Here is a 13,670-nt window from a genome sequence, read left to right as displayed (position 1 = left end):
CTCCTCTCCTATCCCGGCTCACTTCCAATAATAGTCCATCACTCGTAATCGAGTAACAAGAATCATAAGTTGTGGGATAAACACAAAGGCAATATACACCAGAATAATTAACCACAGATGAGCGGCAAAATGTTCAGCACCAAACGATGGCTTTGGTCGCTCCACAAAGTACCACCATATCGGAATAGCAACAACCCATGTTAGTATCGTCGAAGCCAGCATATCCTTGACGTCACTCCAGAGAAAGCAAAATATAGCCGCAAATAAGATTGGAATCGTCCATGAGTTTAAGATAGGGCCCCAGCTCTGAAAAATGAAAATAATGGCGGGATACAGAAGAATAGTCGTCCATCTCCAGATTGGATTTTTATACATCCTCATATTTGACCTTCCTCCTTGTTTAACCTGTGTTGAACATCGATGCCTAGCATTGTTACGTCCTAATCATTCCGAATAGGAATGTATCCTTAAAAGTCAGGCATGTTTTTGGAAAAAATAGCTCATACTACCTTCAGGAAAATATTGAAGGAGTGACAACATGAGTTTAAAACGCATCGTTGCTATTGGAGCGATTCTGGCATGTACATCTCTAGTTTGGGGATGCGGTAACGGCAACAACAGCAATAACATGCCTACTGCCGAGCAAACGAACCCGAACGAACAACAAACCCGAAGCTGGGGAGATCCCAAACGGTTAGAAGCTTCTCACCTGGAAGCTCTGGAAAGAATGGAGAAAGATCATATCCATCGCATGGTTTCTCTGAGCGTTAACACGGATGGCAATCAGGTCATGACAACGCTAGAGCGTTCAAGTCAAAAACTTGAAGAGATGAGACCACTCGCCGAGATGCTCCAATATGAAGGCCACCCTGCTTTGTTACAACGAATTCAGGAAATGTCAGGAGATATTGAGGGCTCCAAAAATGCAGTCACCGAAATGAAAAACAATCCTCCGTCCGGAAAAATTAAAATCCAGTCTGCGAAAACAGATGCCCTGCAACACATCAACAGTTTTCGTGACTACCATGAATATGTACAAGGTCAGGTCAAGGTGATGAATAAGTAACAACAAGCCTCCTTTATCTCAGGCCAGCCACATATATTATAAATAGTTAGACTCGGAGCCTTTGATCTGCCGATTCTAACTATTTCTTCGTTATCGTCATATCTATAGTTATTGAGACATTCGTCTTGCTCTGCGATCTTCCCGATCTGCTTCCTCCATCTTACGAATATATCGTTTGAGTTCCTCTTTATGGGCTTCAAGTTCGGCAAGTTTAGTGGAGGCTCCTTCTACAAAAGACTGCATTTTGGAGGTTAATTCGGTTGCCGATACCCCTACCCAATCCTGCTTTAATCTTCCATGGATCGTTCGCATTTTCTGTTCCTGTTGCATAAGCCGTTGTTGTAACTGTTCACATTGCTGAACTGCTCTTCTTAAGTCTGATAAGGATACGGAAATTCTGCCCATGTCCTTCCTCCTGTTAGTCTGAATAAGATGCCTTGTGCTTTACTGCTGGTCTGCAATGACAAAATCTTCTCGCTTACGCTCAATGTAATCTGCAATCTCACTAATCGATTCCTGGTACCAACGATTGATCCGTTGCAGAGTCGCTGTCGCGTTATACGCAATTGGGGTAAAAGACTGACTTTCGCTTGTGGAAATATGCGTCTGAAACATCTGAATCGAAGCTTGCGCATCACTGGAAAACCCAGTTAGACTCATTCTCATTTCACGAGCAGACTGTGCTAACTCTTCCGGTGTTAATTGTATCTTTCCTCCGCCTAGTCCCCCTTGATTCCCAGCAATAGCTGTTATCAGTGTGCCTACTGCTCCTGAGGTGATTTTAGAGAAGGCAGCAAGAGCCTCTTGGTGTGCAGTCCATCTTGGAGAGATATCCAGGGTAGCACCTGTTTTCCGATCAATTAATGGACCAATCAAATTCCCTTGTTCATCAAAACTATATTGTTTCATGGAGTGATATCCTTTCCCCTCATCCTTGGAAAAGGAATCCATGAGTCTAACAATGTTGCCCATTTGCAGTTTATCCAGATCAAAACCGAGTTTTAAATCATGCACCAGCATCGGTGATCCAGCCCCGAGAGGTTGAAACGGGATTTTAAGCTGTAACTGAAATTTCCAATCCTGATACATCGCATTGGCCGACTCGAAATCTTGCCCTTTATATACGGTAACACCGACATGTCTGTCATATTCGACTAATCCGCCCGCACCTACAGAGTCATTAGGATGAACAACATTAAGTATTTTGTTATCGAAGTATCCTTCGTTAACCTTGGCAATGCTGGCATCATCCAGCAGATTCATCACACTTGGGGCACTGTAGGTCATCCCGGATACATCATTCCGAGCGGCAACATATTGAACTAAGCCACCACCAAGAGAATGACCTGTCACCGTAATATCTGAGTCAGGATATGTCTTCTGTACCACCTCATATAGTTCCTCAGCTTGGTGAAACTGATTGTTCTCCCATCGTTCATTATCCACTATAGCTTTAAATGGACTATTCTTAAAAATGTTATAACGTTCCGGGTCGGTCACTGCATCTTCAAGTCTTCTTGTTCTACCACCTAGAACATCGAAGACGTCTGTTTCCCAATCCGCTGCCTTATCTGTAAGCTTGCCTGCCGGTTCTGTACCACGATAACCTATAATTACTTGATTCGTTTTTGGATTCTCAAGTACAACTGCATCAAATCCTGAATACTTTCTATGCAATTCTGCACCATCAGGTTCGACTGTAGTCCAATCTTTATATTCATCCTTATCTAAAACATTACTTCTTCCAGCAGGGACATTCGTATAAGCAAGTTCTGATATTTTCATATATAATTCGTCCGGCTTGTAAGAATTCAATCAAATCACCCTTTTCTCAATTTAGAAGAAGTTGTATAATGCACAATATCTAACGACAACATTAGGAATATGAGGTGAAATATTGAAAAAGTCATTATTTCTTTTTCTAATACTAGGCACGGTTGCACTTACTTTATTAGGTTGTATGTCCAGCGAAAAAAAGGAGATTATCCAAAAGGCCGAGGAAGTAAGCTTGGCTTATTTCAAAGAAACCTACGGCATTGACGTTGTGTTTACAGATCATAAGTTCATCCCCGCGGATCTATCTCATACGGTTTCACTGACAGGGTATGTACAAGGACACAAAGATCAGGAAATTTTTGCAATGGTTGATTATGATACGTATACGGTAAAAACCGGTTCAGTACCTGATGCGATCAAATCCTCTAAATAGAATATAATGTCACCAGCTTGACCCTGCGTAAGAGCCTGATACTCCATCAGGCTCTTTTTTGGTATAAACGTATAGGATTGAATCTATCCTGCATTTTCCAAAGAAGTAGAATCATTATAGATCATCTAATACATATCGTGTATAACATCGCTCATAAATGAGTAAAAGGTCATTATGCACATCCTAATCTAAACCTAGTTTATTTGATTTATTCATAGGACGTTGTTACCAGAATATTAATATCATATTGCATCTTTACACGTGCTCTATCAACACTTCTTCATCGACCACATCTTGCGCTTCACTCCACCCAAAGGGATGCCCAGATAAATAAGCAGAAAAATACAACGGGAGCCAGCGCTCCGGCAGCAATCCATATCCATAACTTAACCGGTCTAGCGTCTCTCCAATACTTTTTGACCCCATTCAAACGTCCATTGCGCCAGTTGGCGGACTTTAACTGACGAATCATTCGCTGCATCACTTGCTCCCGTTCTTTCCCTTGCGGCACGTCTTCCAGTGCACGACGAAGCTCCTCATATAAATGCGCCTCTTCCAGACTTGTTTCTTCTAGATGTGGATTACTCATCTTCTAACCTCCCATATCATGATCCCTATACCTACTCAACAAACGAACCCACCCTAAAGTTTGGTCCATTTCATAAAAAAGACAAGTCGATGACAATACGTTCAACATTTTAATAATAGAAAAAAGCCCAAGTGTTCCTGGGCTTGTTAACTTCTTTTCAGGCATATTGAAATTTTAGCGAATCCAAGTTAATTAACATCGGGTTCTACCATCTCTTACGCGGATGATCTCCAGATTGATGACCGTTAATATCACCCAGACTTTCTATGGTATCTTTATAAATTTTAATGAGAGACTGAACCTTGCGAAAGTCAGGATCTTCAGGCCCGATTCCCTCCATAAACATTCTCTGAATGATCTGTTGAAAAAAGTCCACCCTTGCACCCAGTTGCTGTTTCTCCAGTTCAAGCACCTCTTCAAAACTATGATTCTCTATGTAATCCATTAACTCATCGTTCTGTGATGATCGATCATCCCACCGCTGATCCCTCTCGAACTCTTCCGAATCATCTGATTGTAGATTAACCGTGGTTCGCAGACGCGATAATACGATTTTTTCTTTGGCAAGCATCACATGAAAGTCCTTGTTTTGTAACAGATCCGAAACGACCAGACGACACATCTCCCGGTTCTCAATCAGAATGCCATCAAACGGATGCAGCTTCCATTCTCCATTGGAACAGAACAGATTAAAGTTGAAAAACTGACTACCATACTTGTATTGAATGTTAATTTTGGCCTCATCAATGATTTCGAAAGTAAACTCCAGCATGTTAGGCGGCTCCTTCTTCGACTTCCAAGGTTTGCCTTAATTTTATCAAAGACTCCCCGGAAAATACAGCATATTAACGTTCATTTAATTCCGCAATAGACTCTGCTTTTTCACTGCTAGCTACGACGATCAGAACACCCACGATACCGGCAATAATGAGAGATAACATGCCCTGCCCCCTTCACGATGAAGATGTACATGTTCACATGTGTATGCCAACAAACTTCAATGTATGCCCAGTATCGTCCGCATGAGATTGGAATAAACCTGTGCCAATTTCGGACTTGAGAGTTTCTTCTCATCGATGCAACTACAGAAAAGCAAAAAGAGACGCCACGGCGCCTCTCTTTTCATAAACTCTGATAAATACATAAGTTAACTTACTAAATAAGTTGAACTATTCTTTTATACATTAACGGAGAGGACAGAAAAAACCTGGAAAAGCGGAGCGCTCGCCTTTATCACCGGATTTTTACCTTTGTGAAAGGAAATCCAAAAAATCTGGGGATAACCGCTACTCTCCAGGTTCTTCTGTCATCGGAGTGGACTGTGTAAACTCTCTAGTTCAACTTATATAAACATCGAACTAATCCAGATAAGAGCTTAACGCATTCGCACCCGGTTGCTTTTTAGTCTGGATACTGCCGGCTTTGGGAGCTTCCAGGCCTAACCGTTCACTCATGCCAGCATTGAGCGCAGTCATCTTGGCTGTATAATCATTGCAACTTTCAATAATACGGCGATTCGACTGCTCCGAGAGATCCAGAGCTGACATCAAATCTCCAATAGCCTGATTAACCGATTCCATCGACATCGCCGGTTTGGCTAACAGATCATTTGTCTTTTCGGTCGTGGTTCGCAGCAATCTTGCATTCTCCTTGAACTGTTCTTCAATCGTTCTATTGGTGGCTTCCACAGCCGAGATGACCTTCTCCTGATCATTCAAAGCCATCGCAATCATGGCCGATACCGTGATCAAATTAGCCGTTTTATCAATCGCATTGTTTACGGAATCAATCAGTTTATCATTGTTATCATTAATAATATCGGTAGCCGCAATCGCCTGATTATAGAGCATAATCATCTCGGTCATGGATTGTGTACGCGTAACGACCTTTCGCAATCCGCGCTCCAAGTGAGCCTTGCGGTTCTCATTTTCCGGCTTGGCAATCTCCGCCTCGAATAGTTCCTTCAACTGATTACCAAAAGCAATTTTGGTTTGCAAGTTATAGATTTCCTGAATCGAAGAGCGTTTTAACTGACGCATGCTTACAATGCTTTCTTCCAGATTGTCCTTACCATCTCTTAACCCATTAATGATACTATCAATGTTGGTTCTGACAGACTGGTAGCGATAGACATAGTTTTTCAGTGGGCTTTTGCGCAGTAATCGTCCTACAAAACTCACATTTTTGCTCTGTTGCAAGCTTTCGCACTCATCACGTAGCTTCAAGATCATCGTTGACACTTCTGCCCGATTACCAGACATCAGATCATTAACAGGTCGGTCCAGCATTTTTAACGTTTGACCCGCTTTTTCTTGCGTTTTGACACCCAGTTTGCCGATATCATCCATTAACAGATCTAGCTGAACAACATCCGTCTGTGATACTTTCTGGATTAATTGGCTTGCTTCCTGGTTAATTCGCTGCTGATCATCCTGCTTCAGTTGAATATATTCCGTTGCCATCTCTGACCATCCCTCCTATAATTCGGAGCTACTATACCTTTGATGAATAAGCTCTGCTTTATTCTGAAGCTCCATTAAATCCTTATGTTCAATGGTAGATACAATCTCTGAAACTTTGGAATCCACATCCTTCAAACCATTTAACAACATTCGGCGATTCGTGCGCTTCGCTTCTCCACTCAAACGCAGGAAGGGATTAATAAATCCATTGAGATCTTTCAAAATCAATCTGCGCATCGTATGGTTAATATCACCATTGTTTAACTCTTTCAACGCCGGAATGACTCGTTGCAATCTGGCAAACAGAGCTAACGACTTCTCCACGATTTCATTGTCCAGTTCATTTTTTTGCCCTTCGGAGATCACCATATCCTCCAGCACTTCAAGATACTCAATGACCGGGCCAAAAACAGGGTCCATATCCGTCTGTTTATGCTTTGAACCGACTTCGGAAGCGCTAGTCATCTCTGCTTGTCCAGTAGTAGGATGAATTCGCTGATTAGCTGTACGTTCAACGGTCCCCTGCTCGCTGGATGCACTATTCAACGCTGATGGTTCAGGGTGTCGATTTGAATCCAATGTTTTCACTGCAGGCTCATGCGGCCTGGATGGAATCAAGGCACCAACCATTGTCGCCAAAGCCGGGATGGCCCAGGTTACAAATTCAGGGACAAAAAAGCTGCTTACAGCGGCAAGTCCATATCCGATCAGTGCACCTAATCCGATTTTTGTTTTGCGTAACATCTGTTTTCCTCCTGCCTGTAACAACACTATCGTATACAATGAACAAATGAAGACTACACTTGATCACTTCGCTGCGGTGTACCTCTCAAGATCATCTATATAATCGTATTGTAAAAAAATCAGTCAGAAGGTGTCAATCTTTGGCAACGGTTCTTTAATGATTCCTAACCTTCTGCTCATCCATAATGAGTGGCTGCTCTACATGACTTCCCAGTATGCCATACTGTGGGTGTAGTGGCCCCACCTCATAACCTAAAGCCAGCTTTACTGCCAGATAAGGGAAGTTGATCCCTGAAAGACAAGACACATGTAGTCCTCCAGACATCCTTGGGTTAATCTCTAGCAGTTTGGGAGTATCATTCTGATATTTCATCTGAATATTGAAGTTATATGGGATGCGATATGCGCTGGCCACCTCACTCGCGATGTTCAACAGGTCTGCATTTTCCTCTAGTTTTCTTAAACGACCGCCTGCTTTACGTCGAGGCACAGCTGCCAGCAGCTTCCCTTCACTGTCAGCCAGACAATCGATACTGTACTCATACCCCTGAAGTCTCTCCATAACCATAAGATTCGGAAAAGATTCTACAGAAGAAAAGGCTCGAAATGCATCTTCGAATGATATGCGATTCTGCGTATGTCCAGACAGTTCTTCCAGCGGATTACGACTATTGTCAATCACCCTGAATCCCATACCGCCTTCACCGTTACAAGGCTTGAAGCATACTTCATGTCCTGCGTTAGTGAGTGCTTCATAAGCATGTTTGAATTGAGATGCATTGCTGACCGTAAAGTAATCTGGAATGCTCATGATCCCGAGTTCACGAACAGATTCATAGAAGTGATCCTTCTCCATCAATTTTTCCATTAAGTCTGTATCTCTGCAAACCAAAACCTTGGTTCCTACCTCTTCAAAGAGATGTATATTCCGACTGATATCCAGCATGTGGAGACGTGGGATAAATAGATCAATCTGATGTCTGCGGCAAAAATCAACACAGAAATCAATATACTCTTTTCCTGTCACCTTCGGCTCCAGTTCTGCATGATCACATGCCTGAAGCGCCATGTTGTTCGGATCAGAATGTGTGCCATAGATTTCGAACTGCATCCCGTCTTCGTTGTTCCGAATCATATTCATATAGTGATATGCCACCGAAAACCAGCGGTTAAAATATATACGAGTCTTGGTCATGAGACGACATCTCCTATCGCAGCGTGGTGTATAGAGCGGACATATTTCAATATCTCGTCTGCGGCAAAAATACCGGATTGTTCGGTGAACTGGTAGTGAACCGTTTCAGGATTCCGCTGTTTCTCCCGATATAACTCTCCATGCCGTGGAGCAATCGCATAATCTGCATAATCGAGCAGACAGCGATCCAGTAAAGAATCACCGGACGCAACAACGGGTACATCGCCAATCTGATGGCGAATATATTCTACCGCAGCTCGTTTATTCACCGCCGAGGGAACCAGATATAACTTACGGCCTTGTATGGAAGCCTCCCAGCCCAGGGATTCCACACGCTTGATCTTCTCTGTAACTTCTTCTACCGGCATGAGATCACGATGGATGACAAAAGCGAAAAACAACTCATCACATAGTCGCTCTCCTATAACCCATTCCTTGTTCAGTACATCGTCAAAGATCTGACGCACCTCGGCAGCCGTTGCTGCATGCTCTTGAAGCTTGGAACGAACATGTTCGTTCCAAGAGGGATCGACCTTGCCATTCATCAGAATGTTGCCACCATTGCTAGTTATCGCATAGGACGGAATAACCTCTTGCTGAAAGATCTGTATCCGCTGATACTGTGCCACTGTCCGTGTCGTTACTGGAATGAACAGGATATCTTTGGGGAGTGTCATCAGTTGATTCAACGTCTCGGCTGACATAAAGGCAGACAACTCACCACGAATCCATTCTGCAGGAACCAACCCGGGCGCATCCTCACCAACGCCCATAGAACGGCGAGAATAGACCAGTGTCTGATCCAAATCACTTGCATAGATCATTCGCCGCCCCCCTTTACAGATCGAATAATGCCACAACATGAATAACTTAGCCCAGGGAATATCTCAACGGGAACTCCACGATCTTGAGCAAGTAGCATGATATGTTTCAGGTTAGGATTGTTCGGACGGTCAATCAGTATTTTCCAAGGCACACGGCGAAGCAGTACCCGTGTCGTCTCTCCAATCCCTGGCTTGATCAGATTTACATCCTGGATATCAAACGCCTGTTGAATGGATTGAATATCCTTCATTCCCTGCCATGTGACTTCTGGAGGATCGGCTAGCGCATCCTCTGCTTGAAGCGAGGCCTCCGTCTCAACTTTGGTAAAATATTCTGAAATCTTGTCTACATACATCGTCGACAGATCAGAAGAAGCCCACTCCTTGTACCATTTGGCTCCATGGAAGTCATTCGGTCCAATAAGATCGTCCCGTAGCACAGTCCGACTCATCAAACCCGATACGGTCGAGTTGAGACAGGCACTTGGAATCAAATAATCTTCTCGGGTGCCATAGGTATCTGAGCAATGACCGGGGTCAGCGAGTACGGCCAGATTATCATTCAACCGAATACCATAACGCTGATCCAGACTGTCGCAGGCATCGACCAGCACCTTGCGAATGGCTCCTTTGCCTGTCCAGCCATCGATGAATTGGATTGGCATATCAACCCCATGCTGTTGCCAAATATATAAAATGGCATTCTCATCTATTCCTTTGCCACGGATAATCGAAATGCTGTAATGAGGCAAGTCCACATTATATTTCATGGAAATATAACGTTTCACCAGAATGCCAATGGGCGTTCCTGCACGAGCCAACGAGACAAGAACGGTGTTCAATCCCCGCTTGCGTACAATAATCTCCGCTACCGTTGCGGCGGCTCTGGCTACTTTTTCCGCAGATTGTGCTAAAGTCTCGTGAAATAGCTCAATATATTCATCCGAAGGGTGATACTCGACAGGCAGCATCTCTGAATAATGCACGCCCGACTGAATTGCGTGTTCACGTTCTCCGGTCTCTTTTTCTAATGAAATGTTACTTAGATCCTTCAACAAAAATATAACATCGGACGGGTCATAACTCCCCATTGGTTCAGGAGGTTTAATCTGTTTCTTGATTATGCTTTCCATAGCAGGTAAGTTCATCGCTTGTCTTCTCAGCCTTCCTGTGGAGCACCGCAGTACACCACATGTATTTGCTTACATCCGAGTTGTAACAACACATCAAGCATAGGCCGCATGCGTTCCTCCGGCATATGTCTTTCCATCAAAACAAAGATCTCATCATATTGCCCAGGCAATATATTGTAGATATAATTTCGGACAGCCGGATCTTCTGGAGAAGCATATCCTTCACCTGCAACAACAGCATATCCCGGGCGATTGACCGTATAGATCGGACTTCGAGTCGTAGACTGATAGAGAACACCGTCGCCCATCTCAGCTGCAATCCGCATCGGGATATGCATAAACTCACCCGTTCCCATGACAAGGGTTCGTTGTCCTTTTCTTTTTTCACGTAAAATGGATGCAATCCTTGAGATGCCTGCACTCAGCATTGAATTAAGGCCGGAATGAATGCCGAATCGTCCTGAATATTTCAGGTAGGGCAGTGAACAGCGATTCCCCTCGGAATCTGCGGACACTATAGCCCAAGGCTCCAGTTCACCTGCTACAGATATAACACTTATCAGAGATGTGGATTCAGGGATTTTCTTTTCCCCCGAGATATCAATGGCTGGCTCACCCGTGACCTGAATTTTTCCTTTTAACAAAGAGAGAGGGGTGATGGTTATTCCAAGTTCATCTTCTAATGAAGAAAATTTTTGCTCATCTGCATCCGTACGCCAATCCAGTAATGACGCAATATAATAATGTTTACGCGGATAATTACGCTGAATATCCCGAATGATGTTTAACGTGGTGTTGCCTGTTGTAATCTCATCATCCACGAGGACCAGCGGCCCACCCTCAGCAAGGGAGGCAGAGTCCACTGCATAACAGCGATGAGACATGGCATGGGAATGCTCCTCCTCGAACTGGATATCCGGCTCAATCTCGGGAAGGTATTCTCTCGTAGAATGAATGTACGTTGCACGGTTAGCAAATAGCTCGTACATGCTGTGTCCCAAAGCTGTGGCCGTCTCGGCAAAACCAACAAAGCGAACCTCTTCAGGCAAACTCATCTGCACACCCATTAGATATTCATAAGCCTCACGGGCCTGTTCTGGATCGATTAGTCCACGGACCATTTGTTGCTTCCACTCTATAGTACGCTTGTCCTCTCCGTGCGTTATATCCTCATACAATAGAACGGCCAGAGCAGCGCCGCTTAGTAGTGAAGTATATGGATTAACGGCAATATGCTTGCCCAGCAGCTTGCTGACAAAGAGAAAAGATCTCTTTTTATTCAGGCGTGCCGCCATAGAGAACAGATTTTCCAATGGGATTGCAAGCGGATTATGTGTAGCCTCGACGGTGACTTCAAACTGATCAAGAATAGGAAACGTAAGTCTGTTCGTGTTTGGGCAAGAGCCCGACAAAATGCTGCTGTTCATGTAACACCCCATATATTTGTGATCGGATCAAGATTCGTTTAGCCCAACTTAAATGCGGTTTAATTTCGTTCATTTTATTGGTATACGTGCTTTTAAAAACACCCAGGCTCCCATCATTTCGAGCGATAATTCCCTGTGCGTCCATGAATTCCTCATGCGTAACCACATACATCGCCTGAACAGGTTTGATCTGTGTCGGATGGATGATTGTTTTACCTACAATGCCGTTCTCCTTATCCATCATCACTTCACGCATGAGCCCGTCCATGGAGTTCGTAATATATTTCATTCTGAGGTTCCGCCCTGTCTTGCCCAGAGATTCCTCGAATGGCGTCTGCCTTAATTGGGGTTTGAATACACGTTCACGCTGGCTAAAATACTCCCAGACCGGCCCGGATATCACATATCCCTGATCTGCACGCCCGAATAAATTGACAATATCAGCTATGCAATCACGTATCGTTGCAATGTCGTAAATCGTAAGCTCCGGGCTTCGCCGCAGACCGAACAGGCTTGAGAAATCTGTGGCTCCGATTCGGACATTCAATACATATGGTGCATACTCATCCACAATCTGTTTCAGATCCATCAATGTCTGCCAACGTGACTCACGGTAAATAACTTCCGCCGTCTCCAAAATGGGCATCGCATATAAGAGTGGATGTGAATGATCTTTCTGCTGATTATACTGGTGAACAAGCTGCAGATAAGCACGTCCATTCTCACAGCTAAACTTCGGCAGTACAACACCTGTTAATAAAGAGATTCGTTCTCCCAACATTTCTATAAGGTGTTCCAACTGTTCAGGGGATCTCATCCGGACGAATAATAAAGGCATGTCATCGGTGTGCAATTTCCCTGCCTCCATGTAGTCGGTAATCAGTCCAAGTTGCTGAGACAGACATTGTTCCGCAAATTCGACTTGCTCGTCGCCTACCGCATCTTCCAGATCAATAACGATGGTTGTAAGTCCTTCATGTTTACGTTGTAGAATATCGTCTGCTATATGCGGACGTGTGGCTGGCATGTACAAAGCAGCCCCAACAGCGTATGCCAGCATTTCTTTGGAGGTTCGGTGACTAAACGATATGGGCGAAGAAAAAAATAAAGCTTCTTCTTCCTCTGCATTCAAAAAACTAAAATATTTCAGGTTATTCTCCTCCTTGCACTTCTGACTTGAAGTCAGTTCTGCATCATAAAATGAATGCTGTCGGGGGTATAAAAACCAATCCCTCCAAGATGCGGAGGGATTGGTAGTAGGTGTGGCGATTTTAAAGCTAAGCCTTACCTTGATTTTCTTTTTTCTTTCTTGCAGAACTTATCAGCATTGCTCCAACAAATACAACAATCAGTAACGAGAAGAAGAGTACGTTAGGGATATGGAAGCCAAAAGCACTCAACATCATTTTTACAGAAATGATCGCGATAAGAATAAACGCCGCTTTTTCCAATTCAGGAAATTTGTCAATGAGTTTGAGGAACACTTGTGCAACTCCACGCATCATGAGTACCCCGATAATACCTCCGAGGAACAACACCCAAATCTGCTCACTGATACCAAATGCAGCAATAACACTATCGATACTGAAAGCAATGTCCATCAGTTCCACCATAAGTACGGTTTTCCAGAACGAGTATTGCTTTCCTTCCTGATTCTCCTCTTCCTGAGGCTTGAATAGTCCCTTGTAAGCAATGTAGAGAAGGTACAACGCCCCGAGGACCTTGACCAAGGTAATCTTGACAAGGAATGTTCCGAGCCCAATGGCAATAAACCTGAAAATATACGCACCTAAAATACCATAGAACAACGCCCGTTTCTGTTGCTCCTTAGGTAGGTGTTTAACCATTACAGCAAGTACCAGCGCGTTATCTGCGGACAAAAGCCCTTCCAGCAAGATCAAACTGCCGATGATTCCCCAACTTACGGGGTCGGAGAGTGTGGCTACGATTTCGGTCCAAGAGAAAAAATGACCATAATTCTCACTAATACTTCTAAAGAAATCACTAAACATGAACAGAGA

15 protein-coding genes are annotated in these 13,670 nt (G+C 43.8%); 2 read left to right on the top strand and 13 right to left on the bottom strand.

Going from position 1 to position 13,670, the window contains the following annotated elements; translation table 11 throughout:
- Window positions 1-18: 18 nt before the first annotated feature.
- Window positions 19-381, bottom strand: a complete 363-nt coding sequence (locus tag MHI38_RS21595) for a hypothetical protein (RefSeq protein ID WP_341181660.1) — start codon at window positions 379-381, stop codon at window positions 19-21.
- Window positions 382-538: 157 nt separating this feature from the next.
- Between MHI38_RS21595 and MHI38_RS21590 the strand changes: the two genes are divergently transcribed.
- Complete coding sequence (locus MHI38_RS21590) at window positions 539-1,066, top strand: hypothetical protein (RefSeq protein WP_154891238.1); 528 nt, start codon at window positions 539-541, stop codon at window positions 1,064-1,066.
- A gap of 108 nt (window positions 1,067-1,174) precedes the next feature.
- On the opposite strand, the gene MHI38_RS21585 is transcribed toward MHI38_RS21590, so the two are convergent.
- Entirely contained in the window at window positions 1,175-1,471 is a 297-nt protein-coding gene (locus MHI38_RS21585) for a WXG100 family type VII secretion target (RefSeq protein WP_090917626.1), read from the bottom strand.
- Between the two features lie 39 nt (window positions 1,472-1,510).
- Window positions 1,511-2,851 carry a lipase family protein gene (locus MHI38_RS21580; protein WP_341181659.1) on the bottom strand — a complete coding sequence of 447 codons (1,341 nt, stop codon included), beginning with the start codon at window positions 2,849-2,851 and terminating at the stop codon, window positions 1,511-1,513.
- A 175-nt stretch (window positions 2,852-3,026) separates the two neighbouring features.
- Between MHI38_RS21580 and MHI38_RS21575 the strand changes: the two genes are divergently transcribed.
- Window positions 3,027-3,275, top strand: a complete 249-nt coding sequence (locus tag MHI38_RS21575) for a DUF1433 domain-containing protein (RefSeq protein ID WP_154891236.1) — start codon at window positions 3,027-3,029, stop codon at window positions 3,273-3,275.
- Window positions 3,276-3,576: 301 nt separating this feature from the next.
- On the opposite strand, the gene MHI38_RS21570 is transcribed toward MHI38_RS21575, so the two are convergent.
- The 10 genes from MHI38_RS21570 to MHI38_RS21525 form a co-directional block, all read right to left on the bottom strand.
- Window positions 3,577-3,864: a hypothetical protein gene (locus MHI38_RS21570; RefSeq protein WP_154891235.1), complete on the bottom strand. Its 288-nt coding sequence runs from the start codon at window positions 3,862-3,864 to the stop codon at window positions 3,577-3,579.
- A gap of 205 nt (window positions 3,865-4,069) precedes the next feature.
- Window positions 4,070-4,636, bottom strand: a complete 567-nt coding sequence (locus MHI38_RS21565) for a hypothetical protein (protein WP_221789199.1) — start codon at window positions 4,634-4,636, stop codon at window positions 4,070-4,072.
- A 586-nt stretch (window positions 4,637-5,222) separates the two neighbouring features.
- Entirely contained in the window at window positions 5,223-6,326 is a 1,104-nt protein-coding gene (locus tag MHI38_RS21560; protein WP_341181658.1) for a toxic anion resistance protein, read from the bottom strand.
- A gap of 15 nt (window positions 6,327-6,341) precedes the next feature.
- The gene (locus MHI38_RS21555; RefSeq protein WP_221789200.1) at window positions 6,342-7,070 is read right to left on the bottom strand and encodes a hypothetical protein; all 729 of its coding nucleotides are present in this window, start codon (window positions 7,068-7,070) and stop codon (window positions 6,342-6,344) included.
- 154 nt (window positions 7,071-7,224) lie between these two features.
- Complete coding sequence (locus MHI38_RS21550; RefSeq protein ID WP_221789201.1) at window positions 7,225-8,265, bottom strand: ATP-grasp domain-containing protein; 1,041 nt, start codon at window positions 8,263-8,265, stop codon at window positions 7,225-7,227.
- Window positions 8,262-9,089: an HAD family hydrolase gene (locus tag MHI38_RS21545; RefSeq protein WP_221789202.1), complete on the bottom strand. Its 828-nt coding sequence runs from the start codon at window positions 9,087-9,089 to the stop codon at window positions 8,262-8,264. The genes MHI38_RS21550 and MHI38_RS21545 overlap by 4 nt, the downstream gene beginning before the upstream one ends.
- Window positions 9,086-10,237 carry a cysteine protease StiP family protein gene (locus tag MHI38_RS21540; RefSeq protein WP_221789203.1) on the bottom strand — a complete coding sequence of 384 codons (1,152 nt, stop codon included), beginning with the start codon at window positions 10,235-10,237 and terminating at the stop codon, window positions 9,086-9,088. The genes MHI38_RS21545 and MHI38_RS21540 overlap by 4 nt, the downstream gene beginning before the upstream one ends.
- 11 nt (window positions 10,238-10,248) lie before the next feature.
- Window positions 10,249-11,649 carry a phosphoribosyltransferase family protein gene (locus tag MHI38_RS21535; RefSeq protein ID WP_221789204.1) on the bottom strand — a complete coding sequence of 467 codons (1,401 nt, stop codon included), beginning with the start codon at window positions 11,647-11,649 and terminating at the stop codon, window positions 10,249-10,251.
- Entirely contained in the window at window positions 11,585-12,781 is a 1,197-nt protein-coding gene (locus MHI38_RS21530; protein ID WP_260510944.1) for an HpcH/HpaI aldolase/citrate lyase family protein, read from the bottom strand. The genes MHI38_RS21535 and MHI38_RS21530 overlap by 65 nt, the downstream gene beginning before the upstream one ends.
- A 145-nt stretch (window positions 12,782-12,926) precedes the next feature.
- On the bottom strand, window positions 12,927-13,661 hold the full coding sequence (locus MHI38_RS21525; protein WP_221789206.1) for a TerC family protein: 735 nt from the start codon (window positions 13,659-13,661) through the stop codon (window positions 12,927-12,929).
- Between the last annotated feature and the right edge of the window lie 9 nt (window positions 13,662-13,670).

The sequence above is a fragment of the Paenibacillus sp. FSL K6-1558 genome (assembly GCF_038002565.1).
GTDB lineage: Bacteria > Bacillota > Bacilli > Paenibacillales > Paenibacillaceae > Paenibacillus > Paenibacillus polysaccharolyticus.
The sequence above is the reverse complement of the archived record's forward strand: the minus strand, read 5'-3'. Positions and strand labels throughout refer to the sequence as shown.

Coding starts and splice junctions, on each gene's coding strand:
- MHI38_RS21595 (WP_341181660.1), bottom strand. CDS start 381: ATGAGGATGTATAAAAATCCAATCTGGAGATGGACGACTATTCTTCTG.
- MHI38_RS21590 (WP_154891238.1), top strand. CDS start 539: ATGAGTTTAAAACGCATCGTTGCTATTGGAGCGATTCTGGCATGTACA.
- MHI38_RS21585 (WP_090917626.1), bottom strand. CDS start 1,471: ATGGGCAGAATTTCCGTATCCTTATCAGACTTAAGAAGAGCAGTTCAG.
- MHI38_RS21580 (WP_341181659.1), bottom strand. CDS start 2,851: ATGAAAATATCAGAACTTGCTTATACGAATGTCCCTGCTGGAAGAAGT.
- MHI38_RS21575 (WP_154891236.1), top strand. CDS start 3,027: ATGTCCAGCGAAAAAAAGGAGATTATCCAAAAGGCCGAGGAAGTAAGC.
- MHI38_RS21570 (WP_154891235.1), bottom strand. CDS start 3,864: ATGAGTAATCCACATCTAGAAGAAACAAGTCTGGAAGAGGCGCATTTA.
- MHI38_RS21565 (WP_221789199.1), bottom strand. CDS start 4,636: ATGCTGGAGTTTACTTTCGAAATCATTGATGAGGCCAAAATTAACATT.
- MHI38_RS21560 (WP_341181658.1), bottom strand. CDS start 6,326: ATGGCAACGGAATATATTCAACTGAAGCAGGATGATCAGCAGCGAATT.
- MHI38_RS21555 (WP_221789200.1), bottom strand. CDS start 7,070: ATGTTACGCAAAACAAAAATCGGATTAGGTGCACTGATCGGATATGGA.
- MHI38_RS21550 (WP_221789201.1), bottom strand. CDS start 8,265: ATGACCAAGACTCGTATATATTTTAACCGCTGGTTTTCGGTGGCATAT.
- MHI38_RS21545 (WP_221789202.1), bottom strand. CDS start 9,089: ATGATCTATGCAAGTGATTTGGATCAGACACTGGTCTATTCTCGCCGT.
- MHI38_RS21540 (WP_221789203.1), bottom strand. CDS start 10,237: ATGAACTTACCTGCTATGGAAAGCATAATCAAGAAACAGATTAAACCT.
- MHI38_RS21535 (WP_221789204.1), bottom strand. CDS start 11,649: ATGAACAGCAGCATTTTGTCGGGCTCTTGCCCAAACACGAACAGACTT.
- MHI38_RS21525 (WP_221789206.1), bottom strand. CDS start 13,661: ATGTTTAGTGATTTCTTTAGAAGTATTAGTGAGAATTATGGTCATTTT.